Origin of the sequence: Exiguobacterium sp. PFWT01 (genome assembly GCF_018255795.1) — a bacterium.
GTDB lineage: Bacteria > Bacillota > Bacilli > Exiguobacteriales > Exiguobacteriaceae > Exiguobacterium.
Map to the genome: position 1 here is coordinate 1219898 of NZ_CP073755.1, position 18501 is coordinate 1238398.

The 18501-nt window shown below is 48.3% G+C and carries 22 protein-coding genes; 15 read left to right on the forward strand and 7 right to left on the reverse strand.

The window, feature by feature from the left end; genetic code table 11:
* Positions 1 to 32 precede the first annotated feature (32 nt).
* On the forward strand, positions 33 to 2159 hold the full coding sequence (locus KD909_RS06320; protein ID WP_211782701.1) for a DNA topoisomerase III: 2127 nt from the start codon (positions 33 to 35) through the stop codon (positions 2157 to 2159).
* Positions 2160 to 2173: 14 nt separating this feature from the next.
* On the opposite strand, the gene ytzI is transcribed toward KD909_RS06320, so the two are convergent.
* Positions 2174 to 2365, reverse strand: coding sequence for a YtzI protein (gene ytzI / locus KD909_RS06325; protein WP_031423397.1), 192 nt, complete (start codon positions 2363 to 2365; stop codon positions 2174 to 2176).
* Between the two features lie 144 nt (positions 2366 to 2509).
* On the opposite strand from ytzI, the gene KD909_RS06330 reads away from it, so the two are divergent.
* Entirely contained in the window at positions 2510 to 3622 is a 1113-nt protein-coding gene (locus KD909_RS06330; protein WP_012726525.1) for a PP2C family protein-serine/threonine phosphatase, read from the forward strand.
* A gap of 37 nt (positions 3623 to 3659) precedes the next feature.
* Here KD909_RS06330 and KD909_RS06335 read toward each other — a convergent pair whose 3' ends face one another.
* Positions 3660 to 4595 carry a magnesium transporter CorA family protein gene (locus KD909_RS06335; protein ID WP_012726524.1) on the reverse strand — a complete coding sequence of 312 codons (936 nt, stop codon included), beginning with the start codon at positions 4593 to 4595 and terminating at the stop codon, positions 3660 to 3662.
* A gap of 156 nt (positions 4596 to 4751) precedes the next feature.
* Here KD909_RS06335 and KD909_RS06340 point away from each other — a divergent pair, with 156 nt between their 5' ends.
* Positions 4752 to 5114 (forward strand): Hpt domain-containing protein, encoded by a 363-nt coding sequence (locus tag KD909_RS06340; protein ID WP_230235389.1) that lies wholly within the window; start codon positions 4752 to 4754, stop codon positions 5112 to 5114.
* Positions 5115 to 5149: 35 nt separating this feature from the next.
* Here KD909_RS06340 and KD909_RS06345 read toward each other — a convergent pair whose 3' ends face one another.
* Entirely contained in the window at positions 5150 to 6031 is an 882-nt protein-coding gene (locus KD909_RS06345) for a chemotaxis protein CheV (RefSeq protein ID WP_012726522.1), read from the reverse strand.
* 222 nt (positions 6032 to 6253) lie between these two features.
* Here KD909_RS06345 and KD909_RS06350 point away from each other — a divergent pair, with 222 nt between their 5' ends.
* The 9 genes from KD909_RS06350 (at position 6254) to KD909_RS06390 (ending at position 14548) form a co-directional block, all read left to right on the forward strand.
* A complete protein-coding gene (locus KD909_RS06350) occupies positions 6254 to 7690 on the forward strand; it encodes an NADP-dependent glyceraldehyde-3-phosphate dehydrogenase (protein WP_211782703.1) in 1437 nt (478 codons plus the stop codon).
* Between the two features lie 108 nt (positions 7691 to 7798).
* A complete protein-coding gene (locus tag KD909_RS06355) occupies positions 7799 to 8773 on the forward strand; it encodes an MBL fold metallo-hydrolase (RefSeq protein ID WP_211782704.1) in 975 nt (324 codons plus the stop codon).
* Positions 8770 to 9513 carry an SDR family NAD(P)-dependent oxidoreductase gene (locus tag KD909_RS06360; RefSeq protein ID WP_211782705.1) on the forward strand — a complete coding sequence of 248 codons (744 nt, stop codon included), beginning with the start codon at positions 8770 to 8772 and terminating at the stop codon, positions 9511 to 9513. The genes KD909_RS06355 and KD909_RS06360 overlap by 4 nt, the downstream gene beginning before the upstream one ends.
* A gap of 14 nt (positions 9514 to 9527) precedes the next feature.
* The gene (locus KD909_RS06365; protein ID WP_211782706.1) at positions 9528 to 10703 is read left to right on the forward strand and encodes an ABC transporter substrate-binding protein; all 1176 of its coding nucleotides are present in this window, start codon (positions 9528 to 9530) and stop codon (positions 10701 to 10703) included.
* Positions 10690 to 11463: an ABC transporter permease subunit gene (locus KD909_RS06370; protein ID WP_012726517.1), complete on the forward strand. Its 774-nt coding sequence runs from the start codon at positions 10690 to 10692 to the stop codon at positions 11461 to 11463. Before KD909_RS06365 ends, KD909_RS06370 begins: the two co-directional genes overlap by 14 nt.
* Positions 11460 to 12167 carry an ABC transporter permease subunit gene (locus KD909_RS06375; RefSeq protein ID WP_211782707.1) on the forward strand — a complete coding sequence of 236 codons (708 nt, stop codon included), beginning with the start codon at positions 11460 to 11462 and terminating at the stop codon, positions 12165 to 12167. The genes KD909_RS06370 and KD909_RS06375 overlap by 4 nt, the downstream gene beginning before the upstream one ends.
* Complete coding sequence (locus tag KD909_RS06380) at positions 12164 to 13042, forward strand: ABC transporter ATP-binding protein (RefSeq protein WP_012726515.1); 879 nt, start codon at positions 12164 to 12166, stop codon at positions 13040 to 13042. The genes KD909_RS06375 and KD909_RS06380 overlap by 4 nt, the downstream gene beginning before the upstream one ends.
* 1 nt (position 13043) lies before the next feature.
* Positions 13044 to 13625 carry a CDP-alcohol phosphatidyltransferase family protein gene (locus KD909_RS06385; RefSeq protein WP_012726514.1) on the forward strand — a complete coding sequence of 194 codons (582 nt, stop codon included), beginning with the start codon at positions 13044 to 13046 and terminating at the stop codon, positions 13623 to 13625.
* Positions 13622 to 14548 (forward strand): NAD(P)/FAD-dependent oxidoreductase, encoded by a 927-nt coding sequence (locus tag KD909_RS06390; protein WP_211782708.1) that lies wholly within the window; start codon positions 13622 to 13624, stop codon positions 14546 to 14548. The genes KD909_RS06385 and KD909_RS06390 overlap by 4 nt, the downstream gene beginning before the upstream one ends.
* A 16-nt stretch (positions 14549 to 14564) precedes the next feature.
* Here the strand turns inward: KD909_RS06390 and KD909_RS06395 are convergent, their stop codons facing one another.
* Positions 14565 to 14918, reverse strand: a complete 354-nt coding sequence (locus tag KD909_RS06395; RefSeq protein WP_211782709.1) for a hypothetical protein — start codon at positions 14916 to 14918, stop codon at positions 14565 to 14567.
* A gap of 102 nt (positions 14919 to 15020) precedes the next feature.
* Positions 15021 to 15335: a thioredoxin family protein gene (locus tag KD909_RS06400; RefSeq protein ID WP_012726511.1), complete on the reverse strand. Its 315-nt coding sequence runs from the start codon at positions 15333 to 15335 to the stop codon at positions 15021 to 15023.
* 123 nt (positions 15336 to 15458) lie between these two features.
* Here KD909_RS06400 and KD909_RS06405 point away from each other — a divergent pair, with 123 nt between their 5' ends.
* Positions 15459 to 16007 carry a PadR family transcriptional regulator gene (locus tag KD909_RS06405; RefSeq protein WP_082131999.1) on the forward strand — a complete coding sequence of 183 codons (549 nt, stop codon included), beginning with the start codon at positions 15459 to 15461 and terminating at the stop codon, positions 16005 to 16007.
* A gap of 5 nt (positions 16008 to 16012) precedes the next feature.
* On the opposite strand, the gene KD909_RS06410 is transcribed toward KD909_RS06405, so the two are convergent.
* Positions 16013 to 16843 carry an aldo/keto reductase gene (locus KD909_RS06410; RefSeq protein ID WP_012726509.1) on the reverse strand — a complete coding sequence of 277 codons (831 nt, stop codon included), beginning with the start codon at positions 16841 to 16843 and terminating at the stop codon, positions 16013 to 16015.
* Positions 16844 to 16915: 72 nt separating this feature from the next.
* On the opposite strand from KD909_RS06410, the gene KD909_RS06415 reads away from it, so the two are divergent.
* Both KD909_RS06415 and KD909_RS06420 read left to right on the forward strand, forming a co-directional pair.
* Positions 16916 to 17446, forward strand: coding sequence for an NUDIX domain-containing protein (locus KD909_RS06415; protein WP_031423420.1), 531 nt, complete (start codon positions 16916 to 16918; stop codon positions 17444 to 17446).
* Between the two features lie 112 nt (positions 17447 to 17558).
* Positions 17559 to 18038 carry a ferric iron uptake transcriptional regulator gene (locus KD909_RS06420; RefSeq protein ID WP_012726507.1) on the forward strand — a complete coding sequence of 160 codons (480 nt, stop codon included), beginning with the start codon at positions 17559 to 17561 and terminating at the stop codon, positions 18036 to 18038.
* Between the two features lie 73 nt (positions 18039 to 18111).
* On the opposite strand, the gene KD909_RS06425 is transcribed toward KD909_RS06420, so the two are convergent.
* Positions 18112 to 18492, reverse strand: coding sequence for a VOC family protein (locus tag KD909_RS06425; RefSeq protein WP_211782710.1), 381 nt, complete (start codon positions 18490 to 18492; stop codon positions 18112 to 18114).
* Positions 18493 to 18501: the final 9 nt, after the last annotated feature.

Consider the following 18501-nt stretch of genomic DNA (forward strand, 5'->3'; position numbering starts at 1 on the left):
CCATTATGTAGGAGGCAAAGTAAGGAGTTCTTATGAGACTAATCATTGCGGAAAAGCCATCACAAGCTCAAAAGTTGGCTGCTCCCTATCCATCTAAAAAGCGAAAAGACGAGATTGAAATCTCACCTTGTCCCCGTTTCCCGGAAGGGGCGATTGTCGTATGGGCCGTCGGTCACCTTTGTGAACTTCAAGAACCGTCGCACTATCGTCCGGAATGGAAGTCGTGGAAGTACGAGGCACTTCCGATCGTCCCAGAACGATTTGATTATCGTATTTCAAAAGGGAAGTCGAAACCGTTCTATGCCATCAAAAAATGGCTCCATGACCGCTCGATTACCGATGTCATCATCGCATCGGATGCTGAACGGGAAGGAGAAGCGATCGTTCGTCTAATCCTCCGACTCGCAGGTAACAAAAAACCGCTTGCTCGACTATGGATTTCGAGTCTGACGGAGCAAGCAGTCGATCGAGGATTCTCGCAACTGTTGCCAGGTGAACAGACGATTCCATACTACCATGAGGCGATGAGTCGCGCCTGTGCGGACTGGCTCGTCGGGATGAACGCCTCACGTGCCTATACGACATTGTTGAAGACGATTGGGATTGAAGACGTCTTCTCGCTCGGTCGTGTGCAAACCCCGACGCTTGCCTTAATCGTCAATCGCGAACGAGAAATTAAACAATTCGTACGAGAACCATACTTTGAAGTCGAGGCGACACTTGCAAAAGGTCGAGGCACGTTCAAAGCAAAGTATACGTTTGGAAAGACAACGAAGCTCAAAACGCGTGAGGAAGCCGATGTGGTTGTCAAACGTGCATCTGGAACCGCGATTGTGAAGACAATCGACAAGGAAGAAAAAATCGAGCAACCCCCATTTTGGTTCAGTCTATCCGGACTTCAGGCAGAGGCGGGGAAACGATTCGGATTCGGGGCGAAAAAGACGCTTGATATCGCTCAAAAGTTATATACGAAAGGGTGGATCAGTTACCCTCGGACCGATTCGGGATTTGTCACACCCGATGAGGCGACGCTATTTCCACAGACAAAGGCAAGACTGCTAAAGTCCGACGCCTATGCAGGATTTCGTGACCTGTTGACTGAGGACCCGTCGAAAAATCGACGCTATGTCAATGCTAAGAAAGTCAGTGACCACTACGCGATCATCCCGACGGAGGCGTGTGGTGACGTCACTCGACTCGGTGGGGATGAGGCGAAGCTATATGATTTGATCAATCGACGTTTCCTTGCGGCCTTTGCACCCGCAGCGATGCTCGAGAAGACAACGGTCGATCTGATTGATGGAGGTGACTTGTATCGCGCAAAAGGAACCGTCGTTGTGAGTCCTGGCTATCGACAAGTCGTGGAGATGAAATCAAAAGATGTCGAGCTTCCCGCGCTGACGGTCGGTGAAGAATTAAAAGAGAAGAAAGTTGAAGTGTTGTCGAAACAGACAGAGCCACCGAAGCGATATACGGAGGGCGCGCTCATTATGGCCATGAAAGTCGCCGGGAAACAACTCGATGACGAAGAGCTGATTCATATTATGAAAGAAGTAGAGGGACTCGGGACCGAGGCGACACGTGCCAACATCATCGATGGATTAAAGAAGCGAGGCTATGTCCAACTTCAGAAAAAAGAGCTCGTTCCTACAGACAAAGGGCGCCTGCTGATCGATGTGCTCGGGGACAGTATTTTGGCCTCGCCCGTCATGACGGCGAAATGGGAGAAACGTCTCCATGAAATCGGTCAAGCATCGGCCTCCGCTGCTGAATTCATTGAACAAGCGAAGAAGATGTCCGTTCATTTGGTTGAAGAAGCGAAATCGCGAATAGAAGCGGCTAATCCTGAGGGCTATACGATTGAAGCGAAGCGTTATGGAAAAAAAGGAACGACTCGACCGAAGGCATCATTTGGTATCTGTCCGAATTGTGGAAAAGGGCTCGTCGAACATCCGAAGTTCATCGGCTGTAGTGGATATCATGAAGGATGTCGCTTCACCGTATCCAAACAGGTGCTCGGCGTCGGACTCGTCAAAGATGAGTTGAAGCAAATGATCAATGGGGGGCAATCGAACGTCCATACGTTTAAAAAAGGAGACAAGACGTTCAATGCCTCATTGTATTTAGAGAAGGGTACACTCCGATTTGAATTCAAATAAAAAAGGGTCGCGCATTAGAGCGGCCCTTCTGTCTTATCAGTCTTTTCTCTTTTCTTGTCGTCTTCAATGCGACGATTGATTTCGTCATAGTCGAGGACGATGTCATCTTTATTGTCTTTATAGGCGTATCCTTTTTGGATGACGACGATGGATGCGATGAGGACGAGTAAGATGATTAAACCGCTGACGGCAAATATCCAGGCCATATGAACCCCTCACTTTCTTTCTTCAGTATGCCAAACAATGGACAGGTTCTTCAACTAGAATGAACAGACGGTTATGTCGTGTGTGAATGAAAAGATATGGTACAATACGATATAGATTAATACGTAGAGAAGGAAGGGATAGTCATGGCGATTTTGATTGTGGATGATGAACCGGTCAATACGCTCGTACTCGAGCAACTGCTTCACCAGCACGACTATGAGACGGTATCGGTCTCGAGCGGGGAAGAAGCGCTCGACTTACTGATGGCCCCACAAGCTGCATCGCTGTATGATCTCGTCCTGTTGGATGTCGAAATGCCTGGAATTTCAGGAATCGAGACGTGCAAGCGGATTCGACAGATGGCTGACTTTGAAGAGTTGCCGGTCATCATGGTTTCCGGACGAACGGAAGAGAAGCAGATTGCGGAGGGGCTCGACGCGGAGGCGTCAGATTACACGACCAAACCGATCAAAATAACAGAATTACTTGCAAGAATCCGTTCTGCTCTCCGTTATAAGGCGGCTGTTGATGAACGGAAAATTTATGAGGCCCGTCTTCAGTATGATTTAGACCTCGCCCAGAAGATTCAACAAAGCGCGCTTACGCCACCAATCAGTAATGAAGAGATTGATGTTCGAGCGCTCTATCTACCTTCTAAAAAACTAGCCGGAGACATGTACGCGTGGTTTCAGGTCGCACCGGACCGATACGGGGTCATCATCTTTGACGTCATGGGACATGGGGTCTCATCGGCGCTCATCACGATGGGAATCCGTTCCATCCTACCGGGCCTTGTCGGGAACGTGCAATATCCGGTAGACGTCATGACGGAGTTGAACCGTCAGATGACATTCCTCTTCTCGGGTGACGATATGCATAGCTATTTCACGGCGGTCTATTGTTACATCGACACGACAAAGCGTCGAATTGAATATGTGAATGCAGGCCATCCCCCTGTGATCGTGACGTCAGAAGAAGGAAACTGTCGTCTCGAGACGACAGGGGTACCAGTCGGCATGTTCGAGGAACCGAATTATGAGTCGAAAGAGATTGACATCACGCCGAATATGATGCTTCACATGTATACAGATGGACTCATGGAGTGTTACAGCAAAGATATCGATGATGGGATTCGCTGGCTAGAGAAGGACGTTGTCACATACGGTTTGGACTATAGTCGTCACGTCGCTGAACAGCTTGTGCCAAAGATTGAGATTGAAGACGATCTGTGTCTCGTCACGGTCAAAATCACATGAAGAGAGCCTGACGCAATATGCGTCAGGCTCTTGGTCGCTAAAAATATCGCTTTCGCCAAAGAATATAAAAGGCGAGACCGGAAAATCCAATCATCATCGTGATGGCCATGATAAATCCGAATGGTTGTCCTTCCCATGGAACTTGAACGTTCATCCCGAAAATCCCAGATATCATTGTCGGGATACTGAGGACAATCGTGATGGATGCCAAGAATTTCATGACGAAGTTGACGTTGTTTGAAATGATGGATCCGAACGCCTCCATCTTGATGCTGATGATGTCGTTGTAAATCGATGCCATTTCCATAGCTTGACGGTGTTCGACAAAAACGTCTTCGAGTAATTCTTCGTCCTCTTCATGTTTCTCCAAACTCGGTGTCTTGACGATGCGGTCTAAGACGCTATCGTTCGCTTTTAAAGAGGTCATGAAGTAGACGAGAGATTTTTGAAGGTTCATCAACTGGAAAATCTCTTGGTTTCGCATCGAACGCTGCAACTCTTGCTCGAGTTCGTCCATTCTTCGGTCGATTTGGCGCAAGAAACGCAAATACGTCATACTCACCCGATGTAAAATCTGAAAGACGAAGCGACTTCGATAGTTCGTTCGGAATAGTCTTGCCTTTCCGTTAGCGAACAAATTCAACACGTCGAGATCTCGCGAGCAGACGGTGATGAAATGTCGTCCGGTCACGATGATACCGAGCGGGATGGTATTATACGTGCGACCTGTATCATCTTCCTCCACATACGGAACGTCGATGATCATGAGAAGTCCTTCATCATCTTTTTCAAAACGTGGTTTCTCTTCAATATCAAGTGGGTCATATACAAAGTCTTCTGGAATGCCGGACGCCTCGATGACTTGATCGGCCTCATCTTTTGTCGGATTCACGAGTTGAATCCAGCTTCCTTTATCAAAGTCTTCGATTTCATCCACATGGCCTGATGCGTCAGTACGGTAAATCGTCAGCATGCATCTTCCTCCTACCTTAACTCAATCTTATTATAGGTAGCCAAAATGAAGAGTGCAATCCAAAGCAGGAGATTTTTTGTTTTCTCTCGAAAACGTGTTACAGTGAGAGGGAACGATTGGAATATCGTTTATTGAGGAGGGGTTATATTGACTAGAATGCCCGAAGACGCTCTGTTCAATGAAGAAAAACTAGCAGAGCTCCACCAAATCGCAAACGGAAACATGGATTTTTTAAATAAAATTGCAACCACATATATCCAGCAGTTCGAGGCGAAGTATCCTGAACTGCAATCGGCAGTCGAGGCGAAAGACTATTCTCGTGTCGAGCAACTCGCCCATTTATTAAAAGGGGCCTCCTATTCAGTTGGTCTAGAACAGACGGCCCTTCTTTTCCACGACCTCGAAGTGGCTGGAGAAAACGCACATCTAGACGGAGCGAATGAAACGTTGGCAACCATCGAATCGCATAGTAAGCGATTTTTAAGCGAGTGGAATACGCATTTCGAACAACTCACATAAAAAAGTTTGCGACCGAGAAGTCGCAAACTTTTTTATTATCCTACAAATTCATCAAGCGTCGCAATCAACATTCCGATTTCCGGTTTCGTGATTTGAGCGTTCGCACCGACGGCTTCCCCTTTATGTTTCAAGTCATCCGAGATGAGTGACGAGAAGATGATGATTGGAAGCGTTGCATAGCGGTCCATCTCACGGAGTCGCTTCGTCAAATGAAGTCCATCCATCTGTGGCATCTCAATATCGGTGATGAGGAGGTCGCATTCGACGCCTTCTTGTTCAAACGCATCGAGTGCCTCTTTCCCATTATTGAAGACTGTTGTATTGAAGTATCCCGCGTCATCCAACGTGTCGAGAATCAGTGTGCGGAGCATCTCTGAATCTTCAGCAATCCAAATATTCTTGTTCGAGCGCTCACGAGCACCGAGTCGCTTCACAGATTCGCGAGCCATGATGTCTTTACGTGACAATTCGAGCGCGATTCGCTCGTAGTCGAGCAAGATGATCATCTGGTCACCTGTTTTGACGACACCGTTCGTGATGCCTTGAACGCCACGTGCGAGATCGGACGGCGTGTCAATCTGCTCCCAAGAGATGCGTTTGATCTCGGTCACCTGGTCGACACGAAGAACCGACTTCTCACCGTTGAACTCGCAGACAATCAAACGATCATCACTTCCGACTTCACGAGGATGGCTGATGACCATCGGAAGGTCGATCACGGTCATGACCTCACCGCGCAACTCGATTAACCCCATGATGGCTTCCGGTGTACCTGGGAGTGGCGTCAATGGAAGCATCGTGATAATTTCACGTACTTTCATGACATTGATGCCGAACAAGAACGGTCCAGCTTGGAAAATGACGATTTCAAGTTCGTTCGTTCCTGCTTCAAGTAAAATATTATGATCAGTGCTCAATGGTAGTCCCTCCTATTTCACGTACTCTCATCTTTACTATCGGTATCCGATTGATAAATCTACAGTAAAAATAGTGTCAACTCTCATCAGAATTCACAAAAAGTTTCATAGTAACCGTTTACATCTCATAAACTGAATCGTTATAGTTGTCCAATGGAAAAAAATCTGCATACAATGGGGTTGGCAACGAGATATTACAGCTTACTCAGGAGGCAGATAGAGATGATGAGTATGAACACATATCCATATTTATTGAATGGTCAATGGCAGGAATCTTCAAGCAACGAAACGATTGAACTCGTTTCACCATATAAAGACGAAGTCGTAGGTCGCGTTCAAGCGATGTCACGCGATGAAGTCGATGAAGCCATCCATGGCGCAAAACGTGCACAACAAGAATGGGCGGCGCTTCCGGTCAACAAGCGCGCTGAATTATTGTACGCATGGGCAGAAAAACTCGAAGAACGCGTGGATGAGATTGGTCAAATCATCATGCAAGAAGTCGGGAAAAACTTGAACGACGCGAAGAAGGAAGTCGTACGGACTGCGGAAATCATTCGTTATACGGCAGAAGAAGGAATTCGCTTCAATGGCGGCTTCATGCAAGGCGATTCATTCCCAGGTGGCTCGAAAAACAAGATGGCCATCATCAAGAAAGAAGCGCTTGGTGTCGTCCTCGCGATTTCACCATTTAACTACCCGGTAAACTTGGCAGCTGCTAAAATTGCGCCGGCGCTCGTCACAGGAAATGCGGTCGTTTTCAAACCAGCGACGCAAGGTTCGATCAGCGGGATCAAGATGGTCGAGGCCCTTCATGATGCAGGTCTTCCAAAAGGCCTCTTGAACCTCGTGACAGGTCGCGGTTCGGTCATCGGTGACTACTTGACTTCACACCCAGGGATCGACATGATCACGTTCACAGGTGGAACGGGTACGGGTCAACACTTGTCACAACAAGCGTCAATGGTGCCGGTCGTACTCGAACTCGGTGGAAAAGACCCGGCCCTCGTCTTAGAGGATGCAGACTTGACGTTAGCAGCTGACCAAATTGTCAGCGGAGCGTTCTCATATTCAGGTCAACGTTGTACAGCAATCAAGCGTGTCTTCGTCCTTGAAGATCAAGCGGATGAGCTCGTCGATATGTTGAAAGAACGTGTCGCGAAACTTTCAGTCGGTTCACCGGAAGAGAACAGCTTCATCGTTCCTTTAGTTGATGCGAAGACGACGGATTACGTACAAGGATTGATTGACGACGCCGTCACTAAAAAAGCAACGGTCGTTTACGGCAATAAGCGTGAAGGAAACTTGCTTCACCCGACATTGCTTGATCACGTGACGACAGATATGCGTGTCGCATGGGAAGAACCGTTTGGACCGGTCCTCCCGGTCATCCGTGTAAAATCACTCGACGAGATGATCGCACTCACGAATGAATCGGAGTTCGGTCTTCAGGCGAGCGTCTTCACACAAAACGTCAATAGCGCCTTCACAGTCGCTGACAAGTTAGAAGTCGGAACGGTTCAAGTGAACGGACGAACAGAACGCGGACCAGACCACTTCCCATTCATCGGTGTGAAACAATCAGGACTCGGTGTTCAAGGAATCGGACGTAGCCTCGAGACGATGACACGTGATAAAGTAACGGTCATCAACCTATAATACGAATCATTCATGAGGGAGAGACATCTCCCTCTTTTTTGTTTGATTGAAAACGCATCTTTCAGACGGGTATAATGGAGAAAGACAGGAAGAAGGGGTGGTGATGACGTGGCAGACTGGATTTCAAGCCAATTGGCAAGACTCGATATTCCGACACCGTTCGAAGTCGGGAACGTGAACGTATATATCGTTGAACATATGAACCGCTTCTTCATGGTCGATTGTGGACCAGACACGGAAGAGGCGTGGATCTCGTTGAACCGTCAACTTGAAGAACTTGAACTTTCATTGGCGGATATCGACTTTTTATTCTTGACGCATCATCATGCGGATCATGCCGGACAAGCATGGCGTCTTCGCGACGCATCCATTCCTGTATACGGACATGAAAAGCTCGTTCGCTACTTAGAGCAAACCCCAAACTTTTTGAAGCGGGGCAACCACTTTTTGCATGAATTGGCCGTCTCGTTCGGGGCACCGGCTCCACTTGTGGAAAAATTACCAGACTATCGCGAAGCACTTCGCTGGATTGGACCGACGACTGTCACGATGACGTTCGATGACGGGCAAGATTTGACGTCGGATGGGGCGTGGCAGACAATCCATCTGCCTGGACATGCGAGTGACCAGCTCGGCTTGATTGGTCCCGGAGGAGTCTTGATTGCCGGAGACCACCTCATCGACAAGGTCGAACCAAACCCCCTCATCGAACAACCATACGATGACGAAGGGTTCGCCTCACCCGTCATCCTCTATATCGATTCGCTTAAAAAATTACGTGGGATTGATTTAAAGCTCGTCGTCAGTGGACACGGTGAACCGATTCACCATCCGAATGATTTAATCGAGAGTCGGATTCGCCAACGGTATGAGCGCAGTGAACAATTGCTTGCCGAATGGGAAGATGGACTTAGCGTTTTTGATTGGTCGATGAAGTTATATGGAAGAAAGATGCGACGTGGGATGCCGCTCGTCTTCAGTGAAGTGTTTGCACGACTCAGTTTACTCGAGGAACGTGGCGATATCGAGAGACGTCGAGATGACCAAAAATGGATTTATACGAAGAAAGAAGTGATGTCGTGAAACGGGTAGTCATTACTGGTGCGTCAAGCGGGCTCGGTGCCGCATTGGCGCATTCTTTTTATGAACATGGATACAACGTATTGTTGATCGGAAGAAATGAAGAACGATTAAAAAAGATTGCCGCAACATGTGAAGGGGATTGGATGAGCGTGGATGTCGCGAAGTCAACTACTCTCGTTCACGATGTGACCGAGCGATTCGGGAAATTTGACGTATGGGTCAACAATGCAGGCATGGCCGAATTTGATTTGGTGACCGATCAGTCGACGGAAGTGATGGAGGAAACGATGCGTGTGAACGCGGTCGCGCCGATGCTGTTATCGCGAGATGTCGCCCGCGTGCTGGAGCGAGAGGGTATCATCGTCAACATCTGTTCACAGGCGGCAAAAGTACCGACACCGAAGTCAGCCGTCTACGCAGGGTCGAAGGCGGCGCTTCTACAGTTCTCGAACGCACTCAGGCTAGAGTTGAAGCCCCGTGGCATTCACGTCATGACGGTCAATCCTGGACCGATTGCGACACCGTTCTTTGATCGAGCTGATAAGAGTGGTACATATGCTGAAAGTGTTCAAAGGATCATGCTTGACCCGAAACGGTTGGCCGATGCGATTGTCAGAGGAAGTCGTAAGGGAAAACGTGAAATCAGTGCGCCGTGGTGGATGAATGTAGGAGCGAATGTGTACGCAATCTGCCCAACCATGTTCGAAATGCTCGCAAAAAGGGGATTTGAGAAAAAGTAAAAAGGGGGATTAAGATGAGGAAATGGAGAGTACTGCTCGCAATCGTCATGCTCACATTCGTAGCAGCGTGTGGGAATGAACAGGCAGTTGAGTTTTCGGACTCGTTTGAAAAAGCAGCGACGACGGCAGAAGGGTCGACCGTCAACCTATATATGTGGGGCGGGGACGAGGGCATTAACAGCTATATCGATGACTACGTGGCACCTCGCCTCGAGGAATCTTACAACATCGAATTGAACCGTGTCGCGATGGATACGGCCGAGTTCATTCGACAATTATCACTCGATAAGAAAGCGGACAGACAAGTCGGGACGATCGATGCCGTCTGGATCAATGGCGACAATTTCCGAAATGCGAAAGAGGCAGGTCTTCTTCGAGACGGATTGATGGAGCGTGTCCCGAACGCCGAGTTATTAAACGAAACGGCCCAACAATCAGATGCCGGCACCCCGACAGAGGACTTGGAGCTCGCATGGGGGAATGTACAATTCATCTTGCATTACGATGCAGCGAAAGTGGACAATCCTCCTCAATCGTTTGAGGAACTACGTCGCTGGACTGAAGACAATCCAGGTCGTTTCACGTATCCTGAAGTCACAGATTTCACGGGGAATGCCTTCGTCCGCCATCTATTATATGAACGATATGGTGACGAGTTGGACCAAAAAGCGACCATTGAGGATTCGTTCTGGGACGACTTGAAAGCGTGGTCTCCGAATTTGTGGAAAGACGGACAAACGTATCCAAAGACGCTCGAACAACTCGATCAACTCTATGCATCAGGAGAAGTTTGGATGACGATGGGATTCAACGAACGCCGAGCCGAGGCGGAAGTGACGGAAGGAATCTTCCCGAAAGAGACACGCGCGCTCGTTCTCGATCACTCCATTGCCTCGACACACTTCTTAGCAGTCCCGTTCAATGCCCCGAATCCAGATGGGGCGCTCGTTCTTCTCCAAGAACTGTTGTCTCCTGAAGCACAGCTCGTCAAACAAGGACCAGACTATTGGGGAGACGGAACATCACTCGACTTAACGAAGCTTGACGTGAATGACCAACGCGCGTTTGAAGAACTAGGGGAGGGTGTCACGTACCCGGACTCGGAGCAGTTGCTCGAACGTTCGATTCCGGATTATGGACCGAATGTGATTGACATCGTCCGCGAGGAGTGGCCGCGTGTTGCGAAGTAGTGTCGCGGTGACGATCATGGTGTCCCTTCTCCCGCTCGCTGCCCTCGTCTTTCTCGGCATAGAGGCAACGGGAACGGATTGGGGCTCGCTTCTGACAGATGAGACGTGGCGCGATAGTTTCGTCACGACGCTATATGTCGTTAGCGTGTCGACCATGTTATCGCTTGTGATCGGGACATGGCTTGCAAGAACGGTCGTCAAAAAAGATTGGCGTTTCCTATCATCTGTACTCCGACTTCCGATGTTTGTTCCTCACATCGCTGCTGCATATCTGTTTTGGCTATTGTTCAGTGGGACGAACGGCATCGGATGGATTGAGGCGAACGAACGAGACTATGTCACGGTCATCCTGACCTACATATGGAAGGAGACACCGTTCGTCTTTTTAATGATGCTCGGGACATATGAGCAATTGAATCGGGGTTACGTCGAAATGGCGAAGACGCTCCAACTCTCTCCGTTTGACCAGTTCAAACATGGGGAGTTGCCGTTTTTGATGAAACCATTACTCGATTCGGCATGGATTCTAGTCGCCTTTATCTCGTTCGCATACGAGGTTCCGGCATTGCTCGGCGTGACATACCCGAAACTCATCGGTGTCCTCGCATATGAACGACTGTCGACTGGACTCTATTTAGAGGCGACAGAGCCTTATGCGGTCGCCCTCATGTGGACCTGTCTTGTTGGATTCGGTGTATTCCTATCTTACGTATTGACCGCATCTATACGACGACGAATTGAACGTGGGGTGAGACGATGATTCGACAGGGGCTTCTCATCTGTTTGACGTTCATCCCGTTTATCAGCCTCTTTTTCGTAGTCCCGACAATCGAAATCGAGAACAGCTTGGCAATCGTTCATACGATAGGATTGATTGTGATTTTATCTGGGATCAATGTGTGGCTCGCAATGATGTGTGCGTGGTGGCTACTGTGGACAGATTCCAAATGGAAACATGTCATCGAGTGGCTCGTCTTTTTACCATTGTTCATTCCGATGCTGGCCACATTGTTTGGCCTCTATCTGATCTTGGCGGAAGCTGGTCTGATTGGGACGTATGTCGGCGTCACCCTTGCCCTGCTCGTCGTGACGATTCCATACTCAATCCGCCTCGCCTACAACGGAATGGCGGTCATCGGTCGACCACTTTTGGAACAAGCTCGGATTCTGCCATCGAGACGGCGAGTCATCTACGTGTTGTATCCGCTCTTTTCTAGATTGATGCGGACCATCGCGTTGTTCACGACCGTCATTTTGCTCAGTCAATTCGCGCTGATCCAGTTGATTGGTGCAGGATTGATTCCGACCGTGACGACAGAACTGTATCAATCTTATGCGGGAAACAATCGTGGTCTCGCTCTCTCGAACACATGGATGCTCATCCTATTCCCCGTTCTCCTCTATTTCCTGCTCTCAGGATGGGATCGGTATATGGTGCGCATGCTGAAAGGACGTCTTCAATGAGTTTGAATGTACAAAATCTATGGAAACAATTTGGGACGAAACAAATACTAAATGGGGTCGACTTCGAGGTTAAACCTCATAACATCCACGCAATCGTCGGTGTGAGTGGTTCAGGGAAATCGACGATTCTACGAATCATCGCAGGTCTTGAGTCGACTGACAGCGGCGACGTGAAATGGAATCACCGTTCTTTAATCCCTATCCCTGCGCATAAACGGCGCGTGACGATGCTATCGCAAACGGCATTATTGTTCCCGCATTTGACAGTCGGAGAGAATGTCACGCTCGTGACCCGAGAACGTTCTCGTAAGCAGGCGGAGCATTGGTTACGAGTCGTTCAACTCGGTGATCGATATGATGCCGAGATACACGAACTGTCTGGTGGCGAACAGCAACGGGTCAGTCTTGCCCGAGCTTTAGCGGCTGAACCAGAACTACTGTTGTTAGATGAACCCTTTACGAACCTTGATCCGAAACTCAAGCTCGACTTGCAACGTTTTATCCGGGATTTAGTGAAAGAACTCAACCTGACGGCGGTATTGGTCACTCATGATCGGGAAGAAGCGATGCTCATGGCAGACCAGGTGACGCTGATTGAAGGGGGCAAGGTCACGCGTACAGGTACGATAGCGGATTTATACGATACCGCCCCTGGATTCGGTGACTTTGTCATGCTCGATGGAGAACTGCGACCGCTGTCTGAAGTGGAAGTATCCGAGACGACTGGTATATCGGTTCAGTTGATGAAGAAAATTTATCGATTCGGTCAATGTTTCGGAGAATATCAGTTCGAAGATGGGCGATCCGTCATGTTACCGACGCGTGAATCGTACCAAACTGGAATGATTTATCGCATTAAACGAAAGGAGGAATAATATGCTCGATACGTACGGAAGTCGTTACGTGCAACCCGTCATCGAACGAGGAGCGAATCGATTGCTCAAATGGAATTTCACGCCGAACGAAGTGACAGTACTAGGAGGCATTATCGGGATTTCGACCGGTATCTTTATCTATAATGATATGCACTGGACTGCCGTCATCTTACTGTGGCTATCTGGCTTGTTCGATGTATTAGATGGGACGATGGCTCGAAAATCGAAGACGAGTGGGTTTGGAACGGTGCTTGATCTCGTCCTGGACCGATTCGTCGAATTGTCGGTCGTGATTGCCCTCGCCCTTCGTTATCCAGAATATATGCCTATTTTTCTCATTCTGATTGCTTCATTTGTGATCGCCATGACACTGTTCCTAGCTGTCGGTGCGAGCAGTTCGAAGCGCTCAGAGAAGACGTTTTACTATCAGCCGGGAATTATCGAGCGAACAGAGTGCTTCATCTTGTTCACGTTGATGATTCTCTTCCCGAACTGGGTCGGCGGGATTGCGCTTATCTTTTTATTGCTTGAAGTCATGACGATCACACAACGATTCATTGAAGCGCGGAGAATTTTGCGATGAAGCCGAAGTTGGTGTTGGCCGGACTTGGGCACGGACAGCTCGAAATTCTCGATCGTATTGAAGAGATTTGCGAACAGTATGATGTTCGCTTCATTGGAGACTGTCAGACGATTTATACTGGCGCGTTTCCACAAGTGATTGCCGGGCTCATGGATTCAGCTTCGGTCCGATCACCTCAACTAGAACCGGTCGCAAAGCGGGTGCTCTCGATTGACCCGATTCAGCAGACGGTTCAGACGGAGAACGGAATGTTTGAATACGATCAACTCGTTCTAGCGACCGGTGCGAAAAGTAGGGGGATCGGCACGCCACTTAAACCGATGTCACAAGCTTTACTCGACCGAATCGAATCGAGTTCACGAGTGACCATCGTCGGAGGCGGGAAGGCCGGCGTAGAATTGGCGTTCACGTGTGCTCGTACAAAGAATGTGACGCTGTATGCGAAAGAGATATTACCAGACGTCTCGGTCCATACTAGAAAGCACACCGAGCGGTTGTTAGTCAGAACAGGGGTCATGGTCGTCAAACAGGCGTTTCATGCAGACGCATCGGAAGGGCTCTTATTGGATGCGACGGGGGTCGTTCCCGTGGAATGGTGGGCCGAATCAGGGCTTGCAAAACCTGAGAGATTTATAGAGACAGACGAATTTTTGCGTCATCGTCAATTCACAAATATATATGTAACAGGCGATATGGCATCCTGCTTAAATGGTGGCGTCGATGCGGTTAGATCAGGGCGCTATGTCGGCAAACGGTTACTTAAGGAAACAAGGCGACCATTTCGAAGACGTCAATCGATGAATATCTTACTGACGACACCAGGTAACGCCTTGCTGACATATGGACGGTTTACATGGCATGGTCGGATTCCATATTATATGAAGCGTTGGATTGACTCGCGGTATGTTCGGCATTACAAGTAGTTGGGGGTTCGAACTGTTATTCGCTTAAAAGATGGCCAATCACTTCGTTCGATTTCGGTTCAACGAGTACTTGTGGAATCTCGACCGTACGCTGTGAATCAGACGGAAATGTGACGAGCCAGGCACGTGTTCCTTCAAAACGTGAATTAAATAAGTCATAACGATTATCGACTGTGATGGATTGAATCATAGCCTGTCGCCCGTTTTCATCGGTAGGTAGCCAATCCATATTGTTGAGATAGGTCACTGCACTTTTGATGATTGCCGTTTCGTCATCAGATTGTATGGATGGTGAGGTAGATGGTTGTATGCAGCCGACCAACATCATGATGGTGAAACAGAGTGGGGTGAAGAGGCGTGTAAGCATCATGTTCATTCCCCTTTCTCATTTGGTTATTTCTTACAGTATAATTGAGGATGACAGAGGCGTGTACAAAAAAATCCTGCAGTCGATTGGGCTGCAGGATTCAGGTCATGCTTGAATCGTATCGAGGAATGAACGAATTTGCATCTCCGTCTTGGCGTTTGCCGAGTGGAGGTGTTCTTGTTTTACCCCGTCTTTATAGTATAGAAGTGAAGGGATGCCGCGAACTTCTTGTGCATCAGATAGCTCTGGGAGTTCGTCGCGGTCGACGACGTGCCAGTTAAATTGTGGATAGTCCTTGACGAGCTCATCGACATACATGTCCAGACGTTTACAGTCCGGGCACCATGATGTAGTGAAGACCACCATTCCGTGATCTTTTGTGGCTTCGTCAAACTGTTGTGATGAATGAATCGGTTGCATAGACAACTCTCCTTTCTTCTATCTATTTTGTCGGGTTTTTAACGGGTCGTCAACAGATTGGCATTCTCGAAACCGTTTGAGAATGTGATACACTAATAAAAATAGCATGAGAAGGAAAAGGTGATGGATATGGCGTTACGTCACGCATTGCTCGGGTTATTGACCCATCAGCCTGCGACCGGGTATGCCTTGAACGCGACGTTCAAGGCACAGATGATTCATTTTTGGAACGCCCATCATACACAGATTTATCGGGAACTGTTAAAGATGGAAGAAGAAGCACTCGTTTCGGCGGAACATGTCTCACAACAAGAGTTGCCAGACAAAAAAATCTACTCCATCACGGACCAAGGACGTGAGGAGTTAATCAATTGGTTACGTCAACCAACGTCGTTCCAACCGAAAATGAAGGATGAAAACCTCCTGCGGGTCAGTTTGCTTCAATTGTTGCCGGTTGAAGAAGCGGTCCGGTATATCGAAGAAACAAAGGCGCACCATGAGCAGGTCGCACAACAGATTCGATTATTTCAAGAAGAACATCAATCGGACGAAGATACACTCGGTTATTTACTGACTAGCGAATATGCGATCCGGATGATGGAGAACTATGCCGGATGGGCGGACTGGGCGATCGAACAGATTCAAGCACGCAACGAAAAACACGTGACCTGAGCGGATCAGGTCACGTGTTTTGTGTATGGATGGACCGGTAAACGAGCGAGTAGGCGATCAAGCACTTCATCATCGATTTCAGTTTCGAACGCGCGAATCGTCTCGTTCAATTGCTTGACTGAAGATGCACCGGGTAAGACGACGTCACAGAACCGACTTGCGGCTTCGAGTGCATAGGCTTGAATCGGTGTTGGCATCATCGCCAGTTCACTGGCGAGTTCCTCTTTTCGCCACGCCTCAAATCCCTTATCTCCAAGACGCGTCTCCCAATCATCCGTTAATAGGCCTTTGGCAAGAACGCCTCGGCCGACGATGGGGATTGAAACGTCGAGCGTCTCTGCCCGGCGGTCGAGTAGTGAATACGGCGTCATGAGAACATCGAGTGCACCGGATTTGACCCAATGGTTGATGACGTTCGGACGAATCGACGAGAGTCCGATTTGTCGAATCAGACCGTCTCGTTTTTGTTTTTGTGCCCATTCGATCGTTGCGTCGAGGTCATCCTCGAGCGTGCCGCCATGTATATAATATAGATCCAGATAATCGGTTTTCAATCGCTCGAGCGACCCGTGTAAGGCGTTCTCTAAATAAGACGGCTCAGGATTCCAACGCATACCATCCTCAGTCAGTTCATTCCCACCCTTACTCGCTAAAAATAGGTGTTGTCGTTCTTGACCTAACGTTTCCCCAATCACACGCTCGACAGCTTGTCGCGCATAGACGTCTGCCGTATCGATATGGCGAATCCCCGATTGAATAGCTGCATCTAAGATATTCTTCGCCTCTTTTTCCCCGTGTTTCAAAATCGTCATCGTTCCGAGTCCGAGTTCACTCATTTGGATTCCTCCTTGTTCGAAATGTAGGTTTGACTCATAATCAGAGTATATCGAAAAGTGAGGAGTAATCATATGGAAGAAAAAACGATTGAGCGGGAAGTCATTTATCAAGGTAAAATCTTCGATGTAGAAAAGCATGTCGTTTCCCTTCCGAACGGAAACACGTCCGTACGTGAACTCGTCTATCATAACGGAGCCGTCGCGGTACTCGTCATCGATGAATCGGACAACATCGTCATGGTGGAGCAGTACCGAAAAGCCTTTGAATCGATGTCGCTTGAAATCCCTGCCGGTAAGTTGGAAAAAGGGGAAGAGCCGTTGGCGAGTGCTGAGCGCGAACTCGAAGAAGAGACAGGTTATACGGCGGAATCGCTTGAAAAGATTTTTTCTTTCTACGGCGCACCTGGGTTCTGCAGTGAGCGGGTCGATGTTTTTGTTGCAAAAGGGTTGTCTGCCGGTGAGATGAATTTAGACGAAGATGAATTTTTAAATGTGAAGCGATACTCATTTGACGAAGCGGTCGCTTTACTGGACCGAGGCATCATTACCGACGCCAAGACCATTATGGCAATCCAATGGTGGCAATTGTCTAGATTGAAATAATTCTAATCTAGGTACTTATATGATAAACTTACATAGTAATGATTTTAAATTGAAAATTGAGTAAAACTTCGGTATGCTTTCAGTAGTGAACTATGTAAAGAGGGGGCGCCTTATGGAAACGCGAATTGAACGAATTAAACAGCAATTGAGCGCCAAAGGATATAAATTAACACCACAACGTGAATCGACGGTACGGATCTTACTTGAGAATGAGAGTGACCATCTGAGTGCGGAGAACGTCTTCATGCTCGTGAAAAGCATCGCACCAGAGATTGGACTCGCAACGGTGTATCGCACATTAGAATTATTGACAGAGCTCGGCGTGGTCGATAAAGTCAACTTCGGTGACGGGGTTGCACGCTTTGACTTACGTCCAGAAGGGGCGAACCATTCGCACCACCATCTCGTCTGCGTCGAATGCGGCTCGGTCGAGGAGATCATGGAAGACTTGCTCGTCGATGTTGAGAAAAAAGTCGAGAGCAAATATGAATTTTTGATTAAAGACCATCGCTTGACGTTTCACGGGATTTGTAAAGTATGCCAAGCAAAAGGCGTCACGCTTGAAGGTCATAAAGCAGTCATCAACGGTTAATGTAGAAAGGACAGACGGCCTCAACAGGTCATCTGTCCTTTTTCAATGTGTGATAGATCGCTTAGGAATCTACTTAGATTGTCAATTCGATGATGTTGCCTTCTGGGTCGAGGATGACGCTTTCGTAATAACCATCACCGGTCGTCCGTGGACCGTCCATGTGTGTGTATCCATCGAGCTGAAAGCGTTCCGTCAAGGCATCTACCGCTTGTTTACTCTCGAGCGAGAAGGCGAGATGAGCATATCCGGTCGCTTCTCTCGGATTCCTTTCAAGTTCAGGTCTGTGCATCAGCTCTAGGCGGCAACGCGAACCTCGAAATGTTAAAAAGTACGATTCGAACTGTTTCTTCTCGTTTTCATATTTAGCATTGGACTGTGCATCAAAATAGATTTCGTAAAACCTGCGCATGTTTTCGATGTCGTCTACCCACAGGGCGATATGTTCGATTCTCATATAGAATCC